Genomic DNA, 19,213 nt, shown 5'->3' on the forward strand with positions numbered 1-19,213 from the left:
TCCGCACCAGGTCCTCGTGGCGGTGATAGTCGTAGCTCGACCCCGCATGCGCGAGCACGCCGCCGAGCTGCATGCCGCCGTCCACCAGCGCGCGGCCCACCTCGATCAGGCGCTCGCCGGCACCGCGACGCCGGGCGCCGACGTCATCACCACCCAGGCCGCGCACGCCTACACGGGCCGCTTCGCGGTCCGCTACGACGACCGCCTCGGCAAGCCGCAGAACGTCTACGGCAATTTCGCCTGGCAGGAAACCGGCAATGCCATCACGCTCGAGCTGCGCAGCCCGCTCGGCCAGACGCTGGCCATCGTGCGCTCCTCGCCGCAAAACGCCTCGCTCGAGATGCCGGGCCGCGCGCCACGCAGCGCTACCGACGTCGGCCAGCTGATGCGCGACACGCTCGGCTTCGCGCTGCCGCTCGACGGGCTGCGCTACTGGATGCTGCCGCAGCCTTCGCCGTCCACGCCGGCCGACGTGGTGCGCGAGAGCGGCACGCAGATCAAGCAGATCCGCCAGGACGGCTGGACCATCGACTACCTCGCCTACGCCGACGCGCCCGCCACCGGCGTCAAGCGCCTGAACCTGACACGCGAGGATCCGCCGCTCGACATCAAGCTCGTGCTCGACCGCTGATCCCGCCTTTTGCCAAGAAGTCCCCAAGCATGACCGATACATCCCGCTCGCTGCGCGACTGCCTCGCCCCGGCGAAACTCAACCTGTTCCTGCACATCACGGGCCGCCGCCCGGATGGTTACCACTCGCTGCAGACCGTGTTCCAGTTGCTCGACTGGGGCGACCGGCTGCACTACACGCTGCGCGAGGACGGTGAGGTCCACCGCCTCACCGAGGTGGCGGGCGTGCCCGAGGAACAGGACCTGGTGGTGCGCGCCGCGCGCCTGCTGCAGGCTCACACGGGCACCACGCTCGGCGTCGACATCGAGATCGACAAGGTGCTGCCGATGGGCGCGGGCCTGGGCGGCGGCAGCTCCGACGCGGCCACCACCCTGCTCGCCCTGAACCGCCTCTGGAAACTCGACCTGCCGCGCGCTGAACTTCAGGCGCTGGCCGTGAAACTGGGCGCCGACGTGCCCTTCTTCGTGTTCGGAAAAAATGCGTTCGCGGAGGGTATCGGAGAGGCACTGGAGCAGGTAGAATTGCCGGCTCGCTGGTTCCTGGTTGTGACGCCTCGAGTTCACGTACCGACCGCTGAAATTTTTTCAGATAAGTCGTTGACAAGAGATTCGAGACCCATCACAATTACGGACTTTCTTGCACAGCAAAGCAGCAAGGGTTGGCCAGACAGCTTCGGCCAAAACGACATGCAAGCGGTTGTGACAAAGAAGTACGCGGAAGTTGCAAAGGTAGTCAAAGCGTTGTATGATTTGACCCCTTCGCGGATGACCGGCTCTGGAGCTAGTGTCTTCGCAGCGTTCGGTAGCAAGCAGGAGGCTCAGGCAGCACAAGCCACCTTGCCGGCAGACTGGAACAGCGCTGTTACCGGAAGCCTGGGTGAACATCCACTCTTCGCTTTCGCGTCATAAGTTTTGCTGCATCGGATGTCCTACACTTCCGGTGAAGCTCAAAGTTGAGTGTAGGGGAGTCGCCAAGTTGGTCAAGGCACCGGATTTTGATTCCGGCATGCGAGGGTTCGAGTCCTTCCTCCCCTGCCAAAGTTTCCTCAGTTATTCCCGCCCCCAGCCCGAAGCAGGTTCATGATGAGCAGCCATGACGGCCTGATGGTTTTCACTGGCAACGCGAACCCCGCGCTTGCGCAGAAAGTCGTCGACAATCTCGGTATTCCGCTTGGCAAGGCCATGGTCAGCCGTTTCTCCGACGGTGAAATCCAGGTCGAGATCCAGGAAAACGTGCGCGGCAAGGACTGTTTCGTCCTGCAGTCCACCTGCGCACCGACGAACGACAACCTGATGGAACTGATGATCATGGTCGATGCGCTCAAGCGCGCATCCGCCGGCCGGATCACCGCCGCCATCCCCTACTTCGGTTATGCGCGCCAGGATCGCCGCCCGCGTTCGGCGCGCGTCGCGATCTCCGCGAAGATCGTCGCGAACATGCTGGAAATCGCCGGCGTCGAGCGGATCATCACGATGGATCTGCATGCCGACCAGATCCAGGGCTTCTTCGATATCCCGGTCGACAACATCTACGCCACGCCGATCCTGCTGGGCGACCTGCGCAAGCAGAACCATCCGGACCTGCTGGTGGTGTCGCCGGACGTCGGCGGCGTGGTGCGCGCCCGGGCGCTGGCCAAGCAACTGAACTGCGATCTCGCGATCATCGACAAGCGTCGCCCGAAGGCGAACGTCGCCGAGGTGATGAACATCATCGGTGAAGTCGAAGGCCGCACCTGCGTGATCATGGACGACATGGTCGATACCGCCGGCACGCTCTGCAAGGCCGCGCAAGTGCTCAAGCAGCGCGGCGCCAAGCGCGTGTTCGCCTACGCGACGCACCCGGTGCTGTCGGGCGGCGCGGCAGCGCGGATCGACGCCTCGGAACTCGACGAACTGGTCGTGACCGACACCATCCCGCTGAGCGCAGAGTCGCTCGGCTGCGCCAAGATCCGCGCGCTGTCGAGCGCCGATCTGCTCGCCGAAACCTTCGCGCGCATCCGCCGCGGCGATTCGGTGATGTCGCTGTTCGCCGAGTCCTGATCCCGGCGATCGCACGAATTCGGTAGTCCGCGAAAAGCGAAGCCTGAAGCTTCGCTTTTTGCACAAACGGCCCGGAAGGACGAAACCCGGGCCGGTTTTTTGGGGCCGCAAGGCCTCGTTCAACTGCCTGGTCGCGGGCAGCAATGGAGAATCTCATGAAAGTCGTCGCTTTCGAGCGCACACTGCAAGGTACGGGTGCGAGCCGCCGCCTGCGCAACACGGGCAAGACCACGGGTATCGTCTACGGTGGCGAAGCTGCCCCGCAAATGATCGAACTCGATCACAACGCCCTGTGGCACGCCCTGAAGAAGGAAGCCTTCCACTCGTCGATCCTCGATCTCGAAGTGGCCGGCAAGTCGCAAAACGTGCTGCTGCGTGACGTGCAATACCACCCGTTCCGCCAGCTCGTGCTGCACGTGGACTTCCAGCGCGTCGATGCATCGAAGAAGCTGCACACCAAGGTGCCGGTCCACTTCCTGAACGCCGAAGTCAGCCCGGCCGTGAAGCTGTCGAGCGCCGTCGTCTCGCACGTGGTCGTGGAACTCGACATCGAGTGCCTGCCGGCCGCCCTGCCGGAATTCCTGGAAGTCGACCTGTCGAAGCTGGAAGCCGGTCAATCGGTCCACGCCAAGGACATCGTGCTGCCGAACGGCGTCTCGCTGGTCGCGCACGTCGACGCCGAAAACCCGGTGATCGCGACCGCGACGATCCCGGCCGGCGCCGTGTCGGACGAAGCTGCTGCAGGCGAAGGCGAAACGCCGGCTGCCTAAGCTGTCCAGCACATTCGCACCGTCGCGGGATGGACGGTCGAAGCAACCCGCCGCGGCTCGCCCGGCGGGTTTTTTCATTCTTGCGGCCTCAACATCATGATCAAACTGATCGTCGGCCTCGGCAATCCGGGCGCCGAATACACGGCGACGCGTCATAACGCCGGCTTCTGGCTGGTCGACCAGCTCGCCCGCGAAGCCGGCGCGTCGCTGCGCGACGAGCGACGCTTCCACGGCCATTACGCCAAGGCACGGCTGTATGGCGAGGAAGTGCACCTGCTCGAGCCGCAGACCTACATGAACCGCTCCGGCCAGTCGGTGGTCGCGGTGGCGCAGTTCTTCAAGATCCTGCCCGACGAGATCCTGGTCGCGCACGACGAGCTCGACCTGCCGCCCGGCTCAGTCAAGCTCAAGCTCGGCGGCGGCAGCGGCGGCCACAACGGCCTGAAGGACATCTCGGCGCATCTGTCCTCGCAGCAATACTGGCGACTGCGAATCGGCATCGGCCATCCGCGCGAGCTGATCCCCGAGGGCGCGCGTGCCGGCGCCAAGCCCGACGTGGCGAACTTCGTGCTGAAGCCGCCGCGCCGCGAGGAACAGGAGGTGATCGACGCCTCGATCGAGCGCTCGCTCGCCGTGATGCCGATCTTCGTGAAGGGCGAAACCGAGCGCGCGGTGATGCAGCTGCATCGCAACGGCGCCTGAGCGGCGCGAGCCCGTTCGCCATTTCCATGCCCGCAGCGACGCGCCCGGCGCGCGCCGCCTGCGTTAAGCTGCACGTTTTCAGTCAGGAGCCCGTGGTGAGCCGTTATTGGAGCAAGATCGTTGAGCAGCTCGTTCCCTATGTGCCGGGCGAACAGCCGGCGCTGGCGAACCCCGTCAAGCTGAACACCAACGAGAACCCGTATCCGCCCTCGCCGCGCGTGGTCGCGGCGATCGCGCGGGAGCTCGGCGAGGCCGGCGAATCGCTGCGCCGCTATCCCGACCCGCTCGCGCGCGGCCTGCGCGAGACCGTCGCCGCGCATCACGGCCTGAGCCCGGACCAGGTATTCGTCGGCAACGGCTCCGACGAGGTGCTCGCCCATACCTTCCAGGCCCTGCTCCAGCACGAGCGGCCGATCCGCTTCCCCGACATCACCTACAGCTTCTACCCGACCTACGCGCGCCTGTACGGCGTCGAATACGAGGCGGTACCGCTCGCCGAGGACTTCTCGATCCGCGTCGAGGACTATCTCGGCGGCAACGGCGGCGTGCTGTTCCCGAATCCGAACGCGCCCACCGGCCGCGCCCTGCCGCTCGCCGACGTGGAGCGGATCGTGGCGGGCAATCCCGACGCGGTGGTGGTGGTCGACGAGGCCTATGTCGATTTCGGCGCCGAATCGGCGATCTCGCTGATCGCCCGCCATCCGAACCTGCTGGTGGTGCACACCACCTCGAAGGCACGTTCGCTGGCCGGCATGCGGGTGGGTTTCGCCTTTGGCGACGCGCAGCTGATCGAGGCGCTGAACCGCGTCAAGGACAGCTTCAACTCCTATCCGCTGGACCGGCTCGCCCAGGTCGCCGCCCAGGCCGCCTACGAGGATCGCGACTATTTCGAGGCCGGCTGCGCGCGCGTGATCGAGAGCCGTGCGCGCCTGGACGCCGCGCTGACGAGCCTCGGCTTCGAGATCGTGCCCTCGGCCGCGAACTTCGTGTTCGCGCGCCATCCCGGCCACGACGCGGGCCAGCTCGCCGCCGCGCTGAAGACGCGCGAGATCTTCGTTCGGCACTTCAAGCTGCCGCGCATCGACCAGTACCTGCGGATCACGATCGGCACCGACGCGGAATGCGAGGCGCTGGTGGCCGCGCTGCGCGAACTGCTGGGCTGAGGAGGCCGCGCGGGCCTGCTTGCCGAGCCGCGGCGGCCCGCCATGGACCGCCAAACGAAAACAGGCCGATGGGCAAACGCCCATCGGCCTGTTTCATGTCGGCTCGCGCCAATCGTCGAGCGAGCCCGAGGCGCGCCGGCGCCAGCTCAGGACGAGGTGCCGCCTTCGTCGCCCGAGGCGATCAGCAGGCGGTACTTCGCCATCAACTGGTCCTGCGTCTCCGCGTGCTGCGGATCGCGCGGAATGCATTCGACGGGGCAGACCTGCTGGCACTGCGGTTCGTCGAAGTGGCCGACGCATTCGGTGCACTTGTTCGGATCGATCACGTAGATGTCCGGACCCATCGAAATCGCGCCGTTCGGGCACTCGGGCTCGCACACGTCGCAATTGATGCACTCGTCGGTAATCATCAAAGCCATGCTGGTCTCACTTCCGCCGGCCTCGCGCCGGCACATGCTGCTGGGCCGGCGACGAAGCCTCGCGCCTCACTCGGCCGGCTGCTGGCCCATCGCGGCCACCTTCTCGGTCAGCCACTTCTCGACCGAGGGGAATACGAACTTGCTGACATCGCCGCCCAACTGGGCGATCTCGCGCACGATGGTGCCCGAGATGAACTGGTACTGGTCGGACGGCGTCATGAACATGGTCTCGACGTCGGGCAACAGATAGCGGTTCATGCCGGCCATCTGGAACTCGTACTCGAAATCGGAGACGGCGCGCAGCCCCCTGACGATCACGCGCGCGTTGTTGGCGCGCACGAAGTCCTTCAGGAGGCCGGTGAAGCCCATCACCTTCACGTTCGGATAATGGCCGAGCACCTCGTTCGCGATCTTCAGGCGCTCCTCGAGCGAGAAGAACGGCTTTTTCGCCCGGCTGTCGGCCACGCCGACGACCAGCGTATCAAAAATGCTCGAGGCGCGTCGCACGAGATCCTCGTGCCCGCGCGTCAGCGGATCGAACGTACCCGGGTACACGGCGACTACCATGTCGCTCCTCCTGTGAACTTGCAATTGGGGCAGCAGCAATACGGTTCGCGCGCCGCCGCCGTGATGGGCGCACGTCGCGGATCACACGCGGCGCCTCGTTGGAAACGCGCATTATTCATCATTTTCGCGTTGCAGCAAATGATAGTGGACCGCGCCGGCCTTGCCCTCGCGCGTCACCACCCAGCCGGCCAGCGCCTCGTGCCCGGCGGGATCGAGCGGCTCGCCCGATTCCACGTACAGGTCGCCGCCCGGGGCGACGAGCCGCGCCGCGAGCGTCAGGGCGCGCGCGAACAGTTCCGCATCGCCGAAGGGCGGATCGAGGAACACCACCTCGAACGAAGCGGGCGCCAAGCCCGCCGCGAGCCGCAGCGCGTCGGCCTCGGCCACTTCCACGTTGCGCGCCGACAGCTTCTCGCGAATCGCGCGCAATTGCCCGGCCGCGCGCGCATTGCGCTCCACCATCACCACGCTGGCCGCGCCGCGCGAGGCGGCCTCGAAACCGAGCGCGCCGGTGCCGGCGAACAGGTCGAGGCAGCGGCGGCCGTCGAGATCCTGGCCGAGCCAGTTGAACAGCGTCTCGCGCACGCGATCGGGCGTGGGACGCAGGCCGTCGAGGTCGAGTACCGGCAGCGGCGTGCGTTTCCACTCGCCGCCGATGATGCGCACCGAGTGCGGCTTGCCGCGGGCGGCGCTGGCGGACGGGCGGGCGGAGGGCGAACGGGGCATACGAAATCGGCTGGAACGGGGTGATCGGGACGGGCTCGGGGCCCGGAACAGGCGCACGTTACCACAGCCGGCGACGGGCCTCGCCGCGCTCGACACGACGCGCGGCATGATGCGCCTGATAAAATCACGTGTTTTGGGTCGCCGGCCGAGCCGCCGCGTTCCCGCCCCTCTTCCCCAAGCCAGCAGACCATGTTCAGCTTCTTCAAACGATTGATCGGCTCGAAGGCCGACGGCGCGCCGACCGACGACCAGGACGCGCCGACGGACCGGCAGGACGACGCCGAGGCCCCCGCGGCCGAGGCGCCCCGGCCCGTCGAGCGGGTCGCCGCGCCCACCCCGGCGCCGGCGGTTCCGGTCGAGCCGGCCGCGCCCGCGCAAGTCGCCCCTGCTCTCCCCGCCGCCGCGCACGAAGACGAAGCGCAGGCCGTCACGGCCGTCGAGATCGTGCCGCCGCCCGCGCCGAAGCCGGCCGCCAAGAAATCCTGGATCGCGCGCCTGCGCTCGGGCCTGTCGAAGACCAGTTCCAGCCTGACCAGCGTCTTCGTCAGCACCAGGATCGACGAGGATCTCTACGAGGAGCTCGAGACCGCGCTGCTGATGTCCGACGCCGGCGTCGACGCCACCGAGTACCTGCTCGGCGCGCTGCGCGAGAAGGTCAAGGCCGAGCGGCTGACCGATCCGCAGCAGGTCAAGGCGGCCCTGCGCGGCCTGCTGATCGCGCTGCTCGCGCCGCTCGAGAAGTCGCTGATGCTGGGCCGCGCGCAGCCGCTGGTGATGATGATCGCGGGCGTCAACGGCGCCGGCAAGACCACCAGCATCGGCAAGCTGGCCAAGCACCTGCAGAGCTTCGACCAGTCGGTGCTGCTGGCCGCCGGCGACACCTTCCGCGCCGCCGCGCGCGAGCAGCTCGCGATCTGGGGCGAGCGCAACAACGTGACGGTGGTGCAGCAGGAAAGCGGCGATCCGGCCGCGGTGATCTTCGACGCGGTGGGCGCCGCGCGCGCGCGCAAGATCAACGTGGTGATGGCCGATACGGCGGGCCGCCTGCCCACCCAGCTGCACCTGATGGAGGAGCTGCGCAAGGTCAAGCGCGTGATCGGCAAGGCACAGGCCGACGCGCCGCACGAGGTGCTGCTGGTGATCGACGCCAACACCGGCCAGAACGCGCTCGCCCAGGTGAAGGCCTTCGACGACGCGCTGGGCCTCACCGGCCTGATCGTCACCAAGCTCGACGGCACCGCGAAGGGCGGCATCCTCGCCGCGATCGCGCGGCAGCGGCCGGTGCCGGTCTACTTCATCGGCGTCGGCGAGAAGGTGGAGGACCTGCAGCCCTTCAATGCCGAGGAGTTCACCGACGCGCTGCTGGGCTGAGCCCGGCCTCGCCAGGAAACAGGAAAGGACGCCTCGGCGTCCTTTTTCCTTTTCGTCGCCACCCTCGCTTCGTTATTCCGCATCCGGCTGCGCCTCGGGCGCCGCCGCGCGAAATGCATCGAGCGTCATCGCATGCGCGTGGATGCGCGCCAGCGTCGGATAGGGCGCCAGGTCGAGCTCGAAACGCTGCGCGTTGTAGATCTGCGGGATCAGGCACAGGTCGGCCTGCGTGGGCGTATCGCCGTAACAGAGCTTGCCGGTGCGTGGATCCGCGGCGAGCTTCGCTTCCAGCGTCGCGAAACCCTGCTCGATCCAGTGCCGGTACCAGGCGTTCTTGGGCTCCTCGGCCACGCCGAGCGTGCGCTTCAGGTAGCGCAGCACGCGCAGGTTGTCGAGCGGATGGATCTCGCAGGCGATCTGCAGCGCGATCGCCCGCACATGCGCGCGACCGGCCGGCGAACGCGGCAGCAGCGGCGGCTCGGGCACGGTCTCGTCGAGATACTCGAGGATCGCCAGCGACTGCTGCAAGGTGACCGCGCCATCGACGAGGGTCGGCACCAGCGCGTCGGGATTCAGCGCGCGGTAGTCCTCGCGCAACTGCTCGCCGCCGCCGCGCAGCATGTGCACGGCCTGGTAGTCGAAGGGCAGCCCCTTCAGGTGCAGCGCGATGCGCACGCGAAACGAGGCGGAGCTGCGGAAATAGCCGTAGAGCTTCATCGGTTGCGGTCCCTCATGGAATCGACGCGGGAATGAATGCGTCATTGTGCCGGTTTCCGTCGCCGCGCCGAGGCCTGAAGCGCGCCTTCGACCATGGCGCAGCCGGGCCGCGTGCTTGCCAGAATCCGGCAAATGCGGTACTCAGTGGGCTTCCCGCAGATCCGGGCGACGGCGCGTCAAGGCGAGGCCCGAGCCCCAAGCCCCCACGCCTCGATGACCGACGTCCGCCCCCAATCCGCCCCGCTCGAACCGTTTGCCTGCGCCCGCTTCATCAAGGAGATCGGCCGCGGCCCGCATGGCGCCCGCGCGCTGTCGCCCGAGAATACCTTCGCGCTCTACCAGGCCATGCTCGACGGCCGCGTCTCGGACGTCGAGCTGGGCGCGGTGCTGATCGCCTACCGGCTCAAGGGCGAGACGGCCGAGGAGCTGGCTGCCATGCTGGCGGCGGCACAAGCCTCGTTCGCGCCGCTCGCGGGCGAGCGCGGCGCCTATCGGCCGGTATCGATCCCGAGCTACAACGGCGCGCGCAAGCAGCCCAACCTGGTGCCGCTGCTGGCCCTGCTGCTGGCTCGCGAGGGCGTGCCGGTGCTGGTGCATGGCGTCAGCGTCGATCCGGGTCGCGTGACCAGCGCCGAGATCTTCGCCGAACTGGCGATGCCGGCTGCGGCCTCGCATGCCGATGCCGAGCGCGACCTGGCCGCGCGCCGGGTCGCCTTCATGCCGCTCGAGGCGCTGGCGCCGAAGCTCGCGCGGCTGCTCGCGCTGCGCCGCGTGCTCGGCGTGCGCAACTCCACGCATACGCTGGTCAAGCTGCTGCAGCCGTTCGCGCCGCTCGGGCTGCGGCTCGTCAACTACACGCATCCGCCCTACCGCGACAGCCTCGCGCAACTGTTCCGCGAACATCCCGAGGCGGCCGCGGGCGGCGCGCTGCTCGCGCGCGGCACCGAGGGCGAGGCGGTGGCCGACACGCGCCGGCAGGTGCAGGTCGACTGGCTGCACGACGGGCTCTGCGAGACGCTGGTCGCACCGGAGCGCTCCTCGCCCGACGCGCCGCCGGTGGAGCTGCCCGAGTCGAAGGACGCGGCCACCACGGCCGCCTGGACGCGCGCGGCGCTGGCCGGCGAGGTGGCCGTGCCCGAGGCGCTGGCGCGGCAGGTCGAGACGATCCTGCGCGTGGCGCGCATCGAGGGCTGAGCCGGGCTGCCATCGAAACTCGGGCGCCGGCAGCCGGTGCCTCCCCAGGCATCGCCTGCCGAACCACCTATTCGGGTCTCGATCGCATCGTCCTAACTCCTCGCGTCCGATCCGCGGCAAGACCTGTCCGAATTGCGACAGGCTGCCGCCACTTGACCGATTGACAACGCGAAACGACATCGCATAAAGTTGTCGCCATGCGTTCCTTTCCGAACCCCCTCCGAATTACCTCCGGCCGCCTAGCGCGGTCGCTATCGCTACGACTAGCGTAAAGCTGTCGTCGCGCCGTGCACCCCGCACGGTCCCCCCTGAGCAGTTCTCGCAGTTCCTTCTCGTCGTTTTTTAAAACCCGTAGTCGTCAGCCGTCGTCCGTCCATCCGTCGGGCGACCGCGAAGATCCGCCGCATCGTCACGCGAACTCGCGCGGCCGTGCGCAGGCAGCGCCACCTGATCCGTTGCCGCCCGTCTTCGCTCGCGACTGAATCGCCTCGAGGCCAAGATGAAGCGCAACCCCGCCGACAAGTACCGCCCCTTCGAACCCGTCCGACTCACCGGCCGCAAGTGGCCGACCCGCAGCATCGAGCAGGCGCCGATCTGGATGAGCACCGATCTGCGCGACGGCAACCAGTCCTTGATCGAGCCAATGAGCATCGAGCAGAAGCTCGAGTTCTTCGAGATGCTGGTCGCGATCGGTTTCAAGGAAATCGAAGTCGGTTTTCCCTCGGCCTCGCAGACCGACTTCGACTTCGTGCGCAAGCTGATCGACGAGAAGCGGATTCCCGACGACGTGACCATCGAGGTGCTGGTGCAGTCGCGCGAGGACCTGATCGCCCGCACCTTCGAAGCGCTCGACGGCGCCTCGCGCGCGATCGTCCATCTCTACAACGCGATCAGCCCGTCGTTCCGCAAGATCGTGTTCGGGCTCTCGAAGGAGCAGGTCAAGGCGCTCGCGGTGGATGGCACGCGCATGATCAAGGAGCAGGCGCAGGCGCGCCCCGGCACGCACTGGACCTACCAGTACTCGCCCGAGACATTCAGCATGACCGAACTGGCCTTCGCCCGCGAGGTGTGCGACGCGGTCGCCCAGACCTGGCGCCCGACCCGCGATCACAAGATGATCGTGAACCTGCCGGCCACCGTCGAGGCCGCCACGCCGAACGTGTTCGCCGACCAGATCGAATGGATGGACCGCAACCTCGGCTACCGCGACAGCATCGTCCTGTCGGTGCATCCGCACAACGACCGCGGCACCGCCGTGGCCGCCGCCGAGCTCGCCCTGCTGGCCGGCGCCGATCGCATCGAAGGCTGCCTGTTCGGCAACGGCGAGCGCACCGGCAACGTCGATCTCGTCACGCTCGCGCTCAACCTCTACACGCAGGGCATCGACCCGGGCCTCGACTTCTCCGACATCGACGCGGTGCGCCGCGTGGTCGAGCGCTGCAACCAGTTGCCGGTGCATCCGCGCCATCCCTATGCGGGCGACCTGGTGTTCACGGCCTTCTCGGGCTCGCACCAGGATGCGATCCGCAAGGGTCTCGCCCAGCAGCGTCCCGACGCGATCTGGGAAGTGCCCTACCTGCCGATCGACCCGGCCGACCTCGGCCGCAGCTACGACGCCGTGATCCGCGTCAACAGCCAGTCGGGCAAGGGCGGGGCGACCTATCTGCTCGAGCGCGGCATGGGCTTCACGCCGCCGCGCCGCGTGCAGATCGAGTTCAGCCACGCGGTGCAGACGGTGGCCGATCGCTCGGGCGAGGAGGTGACGGGCGACGCGATCTGCTCGCTGTTCCGTCGCGAGTATTTCGAGACCACCGGGCCGGCCGCGCGCCACGGCGGCACCATGAGCTGGCAGCGCCACGAGATTGCCGCGGGTGCCGCGATTCCCGGCGACGCCGGCGAGGAAGCGGTGGTCGCGCATGCCGCCGCGGCATTCGCGAACGCGGCAGGCACCACGATCGAGATCGTCTCGGTCGAGTCGGCGCGCACCGTCGACGGCCGCGTGGCCGTATTCGTCGGCGCCAGGATGGGCGACGCGCCGATGCGTTACGGCGTCGGCGCGCACGAGGAAGCCGTGGTGGCCGCCATCGATGCGCTCGCCAGCTCGATCAACCGCTCGGACTGGCATTGCTCGGATCGCCGCGCGGCGGCCTGAACCCGATCAAGCCTCATCAGCCATGGTCCGGCCGGCCCCGACAACCCGGCCGGCACGCCTTGCGCGACCGGTGCGACGTCGAGCGATCCTCGGCGCCGCGCAATGAAAAAGCGGCCCAGCAGGCCGCTTCGAATGCCGATGAATGCCAACCGCATTCACCAGCGTCCCGCCACCGCGGGGCTTCAGGCTTCGGTCGCGCAGCGCGTGGCATGCCAGGCCAGCAAGCGCCACTGCCCGCTTTCCTGGGCCTGTAGCGCGGTATAGGCGATCGGGAAGACGATGCCGCCGTTGTTCGCCTCGAGCTCGACGATCACGCGGCCGGTGACGACAAACGCCTCGCCGCCGACCGGCATCACGTCCTGCGACTGCACTTCGATCTGACGATAACGACGCCGGCCGGCGGTGATCGCGTCGATGAACTGCTGTTTCGACTCGCGCTTGCCATTGGTATGCACGTAGTAGACGTGTTCCGAGAGCAAGGCGTCGAGCGCCTCGCCATCGCCTTCGACCATCGCGCGGAACCGGTCGCGCTCCAGTGCACGGATCGCCTCGATCACTTTCGCCATCATCGCCGCACTCCCAGACTCCGCGCGCCGGGCGCGTGCCGTTCAGAAGTTGTACTGCACGTAGATTTGGCTGAAATTTATACCAGGATTCGGATCTTTGATACTGGCGTTCGACTCGTGCTGGAAGCGAAAGCCGGCCTGGTACTGCTGGTGGCCGCCGAACTGCGCGCCAACGCCGACCATGTCGGCGAACTGGAACGCCGTCGACATCGTGTAGTTGGTCGCGATGGTCGGGTGGGTCAGCAGGCGCAGGCCCACGCCGGCCTCGAAGAACGGCCGGATCGCGCCGCTGCGCTTGATGAAGCGGAACACCGGCGTGACCCCGAATTCGCCAATGTTCGCATTGACGGCGTGATCGCCGCCGTAATGCCAGTACGAGGCGTGACCTTCCATCACGAAGGTGAAATGCCAGTCGCCCATCTGCCACCAGGACCAGCCAGGATCCCAGACCACGCCGAGATCGGCCTTCTTCATGTCGTGGTCGGCGATGCCGCCCGCGAGCTGTACCCCCCAGCGGTCGGCGAACGCGGCGTTCGAGCCGCCCGCCAGGGTGGCGGCCAGCACCGCGCCAGCCAGCCACCGTCCCGCCCTGAGACTTTTCTTGTTCTGCATCCTTCACTCCAGATTCCGGGGTTGAATGGAGCGCCGGCGCGGGTCTCGCGTCCGGCTCAAATCGAACAGCATCTTATGGTAAAGGACATTTCTGATCGGCATCGTCTCGCGAAATGGTTTGCTTCGCAATCGACAAGAATCGAAATCCTGTGCCGGAAAGTGATTGAAAAAACGTCAATTTGAATCGATCACGATCCGCTGCACCTAGGTAGAAACGAGTAGTATCTATCGACATGAGAACTTCGATAGATCTGCGGGAACTCGAATGGCCCTGCCCCCTCTAAGTCTTTAGCACTCACTTGGCGAGAGTGCTAAGATAGCTCGTGGAATCGCCTTGTAACGGGGCTTGTCCCTGATTCCAAAGGAGTTTACGTAAGTGAGCAACGCTCTGACCCTTCCGAATACGCTTGGCCCGGTGCCTGCGAAGGCCTCGTCGGCAGGCTCGCTGGCGCTCGCGTCCCAATCGATGCTGCCCGGCCAGCTGGGCAATATCGACGCCTATATCCAGTCGGTGAACAGGATCCCGATGCTGACGCTCGAGGAAGAGCGCCAGTACGCGACCGAATTCCGCGACCAGAACAATCTCGAATCGGCCCGCCGGCTGGTGTTGTCGCACCTTCGCCTGGTGGTGTCGATCGCGCGCAACTACCTCGGCTACGGGCTGCCGCACGGCGACCTGATCCAGGAAGGCAATATCGGCCTGATGAAGGCCGTCAAGCGCTTCGATCCGAACCAGAACGTGCGCCTGGTCTCGTATGCGATCCACTGGATCAAGGCCGAGATCCACGAATACATCCTGCGCAACTGGCGCATGGTGAAGGTCGCGACCACCAAGGCGCAGCGCAAGCTGTTCTTCAACCTGCGCAGCCACAAGAAAGGCATGCAGGCGATGACGCCGGAGGAAATCGACGGCCTCGCCCAGGAGCTGAACGTCAAGCGCGAGGATGTCGCCGAGATGGAAACGCGTCTGTCGGGCGGCGATATCGCGCTCGAGGGGCAGGTCGACGACGGCGAGGAATCCTTCGCGCCGATCGCCTACCTGGCCGACTCGCACAACGAGCCGACCGCCGTGATCGCCTCGCGCCAGCGCGACCGCCTGCAGACGGACGGCATCTCGGAAGCGCTGGAGTCGCTCGACGCGCGCAGCCGCCGCATCATCGAGGCGCGCTGGCTCAATGTCGAGGACGATGGCTCGGGCGGCTCGACGCTGCACGACCTGGCCGCCGAATTCGGCGTGTCGGCCGAGCGGATCCGCCAGATCGAGGCCAGCGCGATGAAGAAGATGCGCGCCGCGCTCGCCGCCTACGCATGACGCGAGCGGCCGGCTGATCGCCGGCCCGCCACGCAGTTCCCCCAAGGCCCGCTGTCTCACGACAGCGGGCCTTTTCCTTTTGCGCCGCGTTTTCGATCAGCAATCCTGATCGCCTCGGCGCGGAATGCCATCTACCTGACAAGGGCCGGATTTCGACCTATAAATTGGGATATTCGGCAATCGACCCTACTGTTTCTCAAAGCCGGACACGATTCGATCAAGACTTGCGACACATCAAATGCGGCAGGCCATTTCGCGACCGTCCGCCGCAGATGAATTCGCAAATATCGCACCGCACAATTTTAGAATTTTGGTGTTCTCCCCACGGCGCCGGCCAGCGCCACGATCGTCTCAAAACCAACGACCTCAGGGCGCCGTCCACCAGATCATGCCGCTGATCCTCACCCGCAAATCCGCCTCGCAGGATGCCCGGTCCACGCTGCGCACACGCGTCATCGCCTGGGCCCGGGGGCCCACCCTGGTGCGCGACCTGTCGGTCGTGCTGGCCCTCAAGCTGGTGCTGCTGATGGCGCTCAAGTACGCGTTCTTCAATCACCCGCAGGCCGAGCACATGCAGTTGCCGCCCGCCGTCGTCGCCGCCCGCCTGCTCGGGCCGACGGCCCCCGATTCCTCCAAGGGAGCCCACCATGATCAGTAGCGAAGTCGTCGACCTGTCGCGTCTGCAGTTCGGCATCACCGCGCTCTACCACTTCCTGTTCGTCCCGCTCACGCTCGGCCTGTCCTGGCTGCTCGTGATCATGGAAACCGTCTACGTGATGACGGGCAAGCAGGTCTACAAGGACATGACCCAGTTCTGGGGCAAGCTGTTCGGCATCAACTTCGCGATGGGCGTGACCACCGGCATTACGCTCGAATTCCAGTTCGGCACCAACTGGTCCTACTACTCGCACTACGTCGGCGACATCTTCGGCGTGCCGCTCGCGGTGGAAGGGCTGATGGCCTTCTTCCTCGAATCGACCTTCGTCGGCCTGTTCTTCTTCGGCTGGAACAAGCTCTCGCGCGTCAAGCACCTGATCGTCACCTTCCTGGTGGCGCTCGGCTCGAATCTCTCGGCGCTCTGGATCCTGGTGGCCAACGGCTGGATGAACAACCCGGTGGGCGCCGAGTTCAACTACCAGACCATGCGCATGGAACTGTCGAGCCTGTTCGACGTGCTGTTCAACCCGGTCGCGCAGGTCAAGTTCGTGCATACCGTGTCGGCCGGCTACGTGACGGCCTCGATGTTCGTGCTGGGCATCTCCTCCTGGTACCTGCTGCGCCGCCGCGACACCGCCTTCGCGCTGCGCTCGTTCGCGGTGGCGGCCGGCTTCGGCCTGGCCTCGACGCTGTGCGTGATCGTGCTCGGCGACGAATCGGGCTACACCACCGGCGAAGTGCAGCAGGTCAAGCTGGCCGCGATCGAATCGGAATGGGAAACCACGCCGGCGCCGGCCGCCTTCACGATCTTCGGGATCCCGAACCAGGCCGAGCAGCGCACCGACTACGCGATCCGCATTCCCTATGCGCTGGGCCTGATCGCCACCCGCTCGATCAACGAGCCGGTGGTCGGCCTCAACGAGCTGATCAAGCGCAGCGAGGACCACATCCGCAGCGGCATGATCGCCTACGCGGCACTCGAGAAGCTCAAGGCAGGCGATACCAGCGCGGCCACCCAGGCCAGCTTCGACGCGCACAAGACCTATCTCGGCTACGGGCTGATGCTCAAGCAGTTCACCGCGAACGTCACCGACGCCACGCCGCAGCAAATCGAGCAAGCCGCGAAGAAGACCATCCCGCCGGTGGCGCCGGTGTTCTTCTCGTTCCGCCTGATGGTGCTGCTCGGCTTCATGTTCCTCGCCACCTTCGTGCTCGCCTTCTGGTTCTGCGCGCGCCGCGAACTGCTGCTGCCCAAGCGCCGCTGGTTCCTGCGCTGGGCCGTATGGGCGATCCCGCTGCCGTGGCTGGCCGCCGAGTTCGGCTGGGTGGTGGCCGAGGTGGGCCGCCAGCCCTGGACCATCGCCGGCATCCTGCCTACCCACCTGTCGGCCTCCAGCCTCACGCCCACCGATCTCTACCTGAGCCTCGCCGGCTTCATCCTGTTCTACACGGCGCTGTTCGTGATCGAGATCACGCTGATGTTCAAGTACGCGCGCCTCGGCCCGTCCTCGCTGCATACCGGCCGCTACCACCACGAACAGCAGGCGGCCCCGGCGGCCTGATCGCGCCCGGCTCACCGAAACCGCACAAGGAATCGTCATGGACTACGCAACTCTGAAGGTGATCTGGTGGGTGCTGGTCGGCACGCTGCTGATCGGCTTCGCCCTCACCGACGGCTTCGACATGGGCGCCACCGCCCTGCTGCCCTTCCTCGGCAAGACCGACGACGAGCGCCGCATCATCGTCAACACGGTCGGCGCCACCTGGGAAGGCAACCAGGTCTGGCTGATCACGGCCGGCGGCGCGATGTTCGCGGCCTGGCCGCTGGTCTACGCCGCCTCGTTCTCGGGCTTCTACTTCGCGATGCTGCTGGTGCTGTTCGCGCTGTTCTTCCGGCCGGTCGGCTTCGACTACCGCAGCAAGCGCAGCGACCCGCGCTGGCGCGCCGGCTGGGACTGGGGGCTGTTCATCGGCGGCTTCGTGCCGGCCCTGGTGTTCGGCGTGGCCTTCGGCAACCTGCTGCAGGGCGTGCCCTTCGCCTTCGACAGCGACCTGCGCGTCACCTACACGGGCAGCTTCTGGGCGCTGCTGAACCCGTTCGCGCTGCTCTGCGGGCTGGTCTCGCTGAGCATGCTGGTCGCGCACGGCGCCGCCTTCATCCGCATGAAGACCGAAGGCGTGATCGCCCGCCGCGCGGCCCGCGCGCTGCGCGTCAGCGCGATCGTCGCGATCGTGCTGTTCGCGCTGGCCGGCGCCCTGATCTGCACCTCGATCGGCGGCTACCAGATCACCCAGGCCGCGCCGTTCGATACTGTCGCCAATCCGCTGCTCAAGCAGGTCGCGGCCGGCCACGCGCTGTGGCTGAGCAATTACCACCGCTACCCCTGGATGACGATCGCGCCGGCCATCGCCTTCGTCGGCGGCGTGCTGGCCGCGCTGCTGGCCTGCTCGCGCTTCGAGAAGAGCGCCTTCCTGTCCACCAGCCTGCTGATCATCGGCGTGATCCTGACGGCCGGGTTCTCGATGTTTCCCTTCATCATGCCGTCCTCGCTCGACCCGCGCAGCAGCCTGACGGTCTGGGATTCCACCTCCAGCCACATGACGCTCGAGGTGATGCTGGTGGCCGTGATCGTGTTCCTGCCGCTGATCCTGATCTACACCAGCTGGGTCTATCGGGTGCTGCGCGGCAAGATCACGCCGAAGGTGCTCGAGGACAACAGCCATTCGCTTTACTGACCCATGCGCCGGGCCCCGCTCGGCCCGGCTTGCAGCAACCGACCCGCTCTCTTCCGGAGACTGACTATGTGGTACTTCACCTGGATCCTCGGCATCGGCGTGGCGCTGTCCTTCGGCGTCATCAATGCGATGTGGCTCGAGTCGCAGGAAGCGCTCGACGCGCAGAAGCAGAAAGGCCAGCACTGAGCTTTCCGCTCCACGGCAGAAACGACAAAAGGCACCCGAGGGTGCCTTTTGTGCTTGATGCGCCGCTAGAAACCACTGGTCGGGCGGTACGCTGCCCGACCGGGTTTCCCTGGCCCGGATCAGGCCGGCTGGGCCGCCGCGCCGCCCGTGCCGGTCGACGGCAGACGTGTCGACAGTTGCTGCGCGTAACGCGATGCCGCCGAGCCGCAGACGATGTGGAAGGTGTCGGTCGAGACCCAGGCCACGTCAAGGCTCGCCAGGCGATCGCGATCGACGGCCGATGGATCGCGCACCACCACGCGCAGCCGCGTGGTCGCCACCGCGTCGAGCGACAGCACGTTGGTCGCGCCGCCGAACACGGCCAGCCAGCGCATCGGATCCGGATCGAGCGGGCCCGCCTCGCCAGCCGGCACCGCCGCCGCTGCCGCTGCCGCTGCCGCCGGCGCGCTGACCGCTGCCGCACCGCTGCCGATCGCCGAGCGGATCTCGTCGGCGATCAGGTCCGCTTCCGGCCCGATGATCACCTGCACGCTGCTGCCGCCGCGCTTGAGCACGCCGCGCGCGCCGATCGCCTTCAGGTTCGCTTCCGAAACCTTCTCGGGATCGACCACCGACAGACGCAGGCGCGTGGTGCAGGCATCGACCACCGACAGGTTGGCCGCGCCGCCGAGCGCCGCGATATAGCGGATCGCG

General features: G+C 66.8%; 21 protein-coding genes and 1 tRNA gene. 15 read left to right on the forward strand and 7 right to left on the reverse strand.

Translation table 11 applies throughout. The annotated features are described in order from the left end of the window. Window positions 1–46: 46 nt before the first annotated feature. The 7 genes from lolB (at window position 47) to hisC (ending at window position 5,305) form a co-directional block, all read left to right on the forward strand. Window positions 47–631, forward strand: coding sequence for a lipoprotein insertase outer membrane protein LolB (lolB, locus tag F3J10_RS26605; protein WP_167243364.1), 585 nt, complete (start codon window positions 47–49; stop codon window positions 629–631). 29 nt (window positions 632–660) lie between these two features. Beyond that, complete coding sequence (gene ispE, locus F3J10_RS26610; protein ID WP_025097007.1) at window positions 661–1,539, forward strand: 4-(cytidine 5'-diphospho)-2-C-methyl-D-erythritol kinase; 879 nt, start codon at window positions 661–663, stop codon at window positions 1,537–1,539. Between the two features lie 52 nt (window positions 1,540–1,591). Further along, a tRNA-Gln gene (locus tag F3J10_RS26615) sits at window positions 1,592–1,668 on the forward strand. A 45-nt stretch (window positions 1,669–1,713) separates the two neighbouring features. Then, a complete protein-coding gene (locus F3J10_RS26620) occupies window positions 1,714–2,670 on the forward strand; it encodes a ribose-phosphate pyrophosphokinase (RefSeq protein WP_025097008.1) in 957 nt (318 codons plus the stop codon). A 155-nt stretch (window positions 2,671–2,825) separates the two neighbouring features. Continuing rightward, window positions 2,826–3,440, forward strand: a complete 615-nt coding sequence (locus F3J10_RS26625) for a 50S ribosomal protein L25/general stress protein Ctc (protein ID WP_025097009.1) — start codon at window positions 2,826–2,828, stop codon at window positions 3,438–3,440. 96 nt (window positions 3,441–3,536) lie between these two features. Next, entirely contained in the window at window positions 3,537–4,142 is a 606-nt protein-coding gene (pth, locus tag F3J10_RS26630; protein ID WP_025097010.1) for an aminoacyl-tRNA hydrolase, read from the forward strand. A 95-nt stretch (window positions 4,143–4,237) separates the two neighbouring features. Further along, window positions 4,238–5,305, forward strand: a complete 1,068-nt coding sequence (gene hisC, locus F3J10_RS26635; protein WP_167243365.1) for a histidinol-phosphate transaminase — start codon at window positions 4,238–4,240, stop codon at window positions 5,303–5,305. A 146-nt stretch (window positions 5,306–5,451) separates the two neighbouring features. Here hisC and F3J10_RS26640 read toward each other — a convergent pair whose 3' ends face one another. The 3 genes from F3J10_RS26640 to rsmD all read right to left on the reverse strand — a co-directional run bounded on the left by F3J10_RS26640 (window position 5,452) and on the right by rsmD (window position 7,017). Then, window positions 5,452–5,724: a YfhL family 4Fe-4S dicluster ferredoxin gene (locus F3J10_RS26640; RefSeq protein ID WP_013699422.1), complete on the reverse strand. Its 273-nt coding sequence runs from the start codon at window positions 5,722–5,724 to the stop codon at window positions 5,452–5,454. A 66-nt stretch (window positions 5,725–5,790) separates the two neighbouring features. Beyond that, on the reverse strand, window positions 5,791–6,291 hold the full coding sequence (gene coaD, locus F3J10_RS26645; protein WP_025097012.1) for a pantetheine-phosphate adenylyltransferase: 501 nt from the start codon (window positions 6,289–6,291) through the stop codon (window positions 5,791–5,793). A gap of 111 nt (window positions 6,292–6,402) precedes the next feature. Beyond that, complete coding sequence (gene rsmD / locus F3J10_RS26650) at window positions 6,403–7,017, reverse strand: 16S rRNA (guanine(966)-N(2))-methyltransferase RsmD (RefSeq protein WP_025097013.1); 615 nt, start codon at window positions 7,015–7,017, stop codon at window positions 6,403–6,405. Between the two features lie 189 nt (window positions 7,018–7,206). On the opposite strand from rsmD, the gene ftsY reads away from it, so the two are divergent. Beyond that, entirely contained in the window at window positions 7,207–8,388 is a 1,182-nt protein-coding gene (gene ftsY, locus F3J10_RS26655) for a signal recognition particle-docking protein FtsY (RefSeq protein ID WP_167243366.1), read from the forward strand. 72 nt (window positions 8,389–8,460) lie between these two features. Here the strand turns inward: ftsY and maiA are convergent, their stop codons facing one another. Then, a complete protein-coding gene (gene maiA, locus F3J10_RS26660) occupies window positions 8,461–9,105 on the reverse strand; it encodes a maleylacetoacetate isomerase (RefSeq protein ID WP_167243367.1) in 645 nt (214 codons plus the stop codon). Window positions 9,106–9,318: 213 nt separating this feature from the next. On the opposite strand from maiA, the gene ybiB reads away from it, so the two are divergent. Together ybiB and leuA are read left to right on the forward strand one after the other, a co-directional pair. Beyond that, complete coding sequence (gene ybiB / locus F3J10_RS26665) at window positions 9,319–10,299, forward strand: DNA-binding protein YbiB (protein WP_167243368.1); 981 nt, start codon at window positions 9,319–9,321, stop codon at window positions 10,297–10,299. Window positions 10,300–10,798: 499 nt separating this feature from the next. Then, window positions 10,799–12,451 carry a 2-isopropylmalate synthase gene (leuA, locus tag F3J10_RS26670; protein WP_166911851.1) on the forward strand — a complete coding sequence of 551 codons (1,653 nt, stop codon included), beginning with the start codon at window positions 10,799–10,801 and terminating at the stop codon, window positions 12,449–12,451. Between the two features lie 182 nt (window positions 12,452–12,633). Here the strand turns inward: leuA and F3J10_RS26675 are convergent, their stop codons facing one another. Together F3J10_RS26675 and F3J10_RS26680 are read right to left on the reverse strand one after the other, a co-directional pair. Further along, window positions 12,634–13,020 (reverse strand): nuclear transport factor 2 family protein, encoded by a 387-nt coding sequence (locus F3J10_RS26675; protein WP_025097018.1) that lies wholly within the window; start codon window positions 13,018–13,020, stop codon window positions 12,634–12,636. A gap of 39 nt (window positions 13,021–13,059) precedes the next feature. Further along, window positions 13,060–13,629 carry an acyloxyacyl hydrolase gene (locus F3J10_RS26680; protein WP_025097019.1) on the reverse strand — a complete coding sequence of 190 codons (570 nt, stop codon included), beginning with the start codon at window positions 13,627–13,629 and terminating at the stop codon, window positions 13,060–13,062. Window positions 13,630–14,005: 376 nt separating this feature from the next. Between F3J10_RS26680 and rpoH the strand changes: the two genes are divergently transcribed. The 5 genes from rpoH to cydX all read left to right on the forward strand — a co-directional run bounded on the left by rpoH (window position 14,006) and on the right by cydX (window position 18,520). Continuing rightward, a complete protein-coding gene (gene rpoH, locus F3J10_RS26685; RefSeq protein WP_013699431.1) occupies window positions 14,006–14,941 on the forward strand; it encodes an RNA polymerase sigma factor RpoH in 936 nt (311 codons plus the stop codon). 388 nt (window positions 14,942–15,329) lie between these two features. After that, window positions 15,330–15,599 carry a cytochrome oxidase putative small subunit CydP gene (cydP, locus tag F3J10_RS26690; protein WP_166911853.1) on the forward strand — a complete coding sequence of 90 codons (270 nt, stop codon included), beginning with the start codon at window positions 15,330–15,332 and terminating at the stop codon, window positions 15,597–15,599. Beyond that, window positions 15,589–17,160 carry a cytochrome ubiquinol oxidase subunit I gene (locus F3J10_RS26695; RefSeq protein WP_167243369.1) on the forward strand — a complete coding sequence of 524 codons (1,572 nt, stop codon included), beginning with the start codon at window positions 15,589–15,591 and terminating at the stop codon, window positions 17,158–17,160. Before cydP ends, F3J10_RS26695 begins: the two co-directional genes overlap by 11 nt. 37 nt (window positions 17,161–17,197) lie before the next feature. Further along, window positions 17,198–18,334: a cytochrome d ubiquinol oxidase subunit II gene (cydB, locus tag F3J10_RS26700; protein WP_025097022.1), complete on the forward strand. Its 1,137-nt coding sequence runs from the start codon at window positions 17,198–17,200 to the stop codon at window positions 18,332–18,334. Between the two features lie 66 nt (window positions 18,335–18,400). Continuing rightward, window positions 18,401–18,520, forward strand: coding sequence for a cytochrome bd-I oxidase subunit CydX (cydX, locus tag F3J10_RS26705; protein ID WP_013699435.1), 120 nt, complete (start codon window positions 18,401–18,403; stop codon window positions 18,518–18,520). A 119-nt stretch (window positions 18,521–18,639) separates the two neighbouring features. Here the strand turns inward: cydX and F3J10_RS26710 are convergent. Further along, window positions 18,640–19,213 (reverse strand): PTS transporter subunit EIIB (locus F3J10_RS26710; protein ID WP_167243370.1); only part of this gene is annotated, 574 nt, incomplete at its 5' end.

This window comes from Burkholderia sp. Cy-637 (genome assembly GCF_011753175.1).
Lineage (GTDB): Bacteria > Pseudomonadota > Gammaproteobacteria > Burkholderiales > Burkholderiaceae > Burkholderia > Burkholderia gladioli.

What these genes read in the sequence shown, in the direction of transcription:
- cydX (WP_013699435.1), top strand. Translation starts at nt 18,401, where the DNA reads ATGTGGTACTTCACCTGGATCCTCGGCATCGGCGTGGCGCTGTCCTTC.
- cydB (WP_025097022.1), top strand. Translation starts at nt 17,198, where the DNA reads ATGGACTACGCAACTCTGAAGGTGATCTGGTGGGTGCTGGTCGGCACG.
- lolB (WP_167243364.1), top strand. Translation starts at nt 47, where the DNA reads ATGCGCGAGCACGCCGCCGAGCTGCATGCCGCCGTCCACCAGCGCGCG.
- coaD (WP_025097012.1), bottom strand. Translation starts at nt 6,291, where the DNA reads ATGGTAGTCGCCGTGTACCCGGGTACGTTCGATCCGCTGACGCGCGGG.
- maiA (WP_167243367.1), bottom strand. Translation starts at nt 9,105, where the DNA reads ATGAAGCTCTACGGCTATTTCCGCAGCTCCGCCTCGTTTCGCGTGCGC.
- F3J10_RS26640 (WP_013699422.1), bottom strand. Translation starts at nt 5,724, where the DNA reads ATGGCTTTGATGATTACCGACGAGTGCATCAATTGCGACGTGTGCGAG.
- ftsY (WP_167243366.1), top strand. Translation starts at nt 7,207, where the DNA reads ATGTTCAGCTTCTTCAAACGATTGATCGGCTCGAAGGCCGACGGCGCG.
- F3J10_RS26620 (WP_025097008.1), top strand. Translation starts at nt 1,714, where the DNA reads ATGAGCAGCCATGACGGCCTGATGGTTTTCACTGGCAACGCGAACCCC.
- F3J10_RS26680 (WP_025097019.1), bottom strand. Translation starts at nt 13,629, where the DNA reads ATGCAGAACAAGAAAAGTCTCAGGGCGGGACGGTGGCTGGCTGGCGCG.
- leuA (WP_166911851.1), top strand. Translation starts at nt 10,799, where the DNA reads ATGAAGCGCAACCCCGCCGACAAGTACCGCCCCTTCGAACCCGTCCGA.
- F3J10_RS26695 (WP_167243369.1), top strand. Translation starts at nt 15,589, where the DNA reads ATGATCAGTAGCGAAGTCGTCGACCTGTCGCGTCTGCAGTTCGGCATC.
- cydP (WP_166911853.1), top strand. Translation starts at nt 15,330, where the DNA reads ATGCCGCTGATCCTCACCCGCAAATCCGCCTCGCAGGATGCCCGGTCC.
- F3J10_RS26675 (WP_025097018.1), bottom strand. Translation starts at nt 13,020, where the DNA reads ATGATGGCGAAAGTGATCGAGGCGATCCGTGCACTGGAGCGCGACCGG.
- ispE (WP_025097007.1), top strand. Translation starts at nt 661, where the DNA reads ATGACCGATACATCCCGCTCGCTGCGCGACTGCCTCGCCCCGGCGAAA.
- rsmD (WP_025097013.1), bottom strand. Translation starts at nt 7,017, where the DNA reads ATGCCCCGTTCGCCCTCCGCCCGCCCGTCCGCCAGCGCCGCCCGCGGC.
- ybiB (WP_167243368.1), top strand. Translation starts at nt 9,319, where the DNA reads ATGACCGACGTCCGCCCCCAATCCGCCCCGCTCGAACCGTTTGCCTGC.
- pth (WP_025097010.1), top strand. Translation starts at nt 3,537, where the DNA reads ATGATCAAACTGATCGTCGGCCTCGGCAATCCGGGCGCCGAATACACG.
- F3J10_RS26625 (WP_025097009.1), top strand. Translation starts at nt 2,826, where the DNA reads ATGAAAGTCGTCGCTTTCGAGCGCACACTGCAAGGTACGGGTGCGAGC.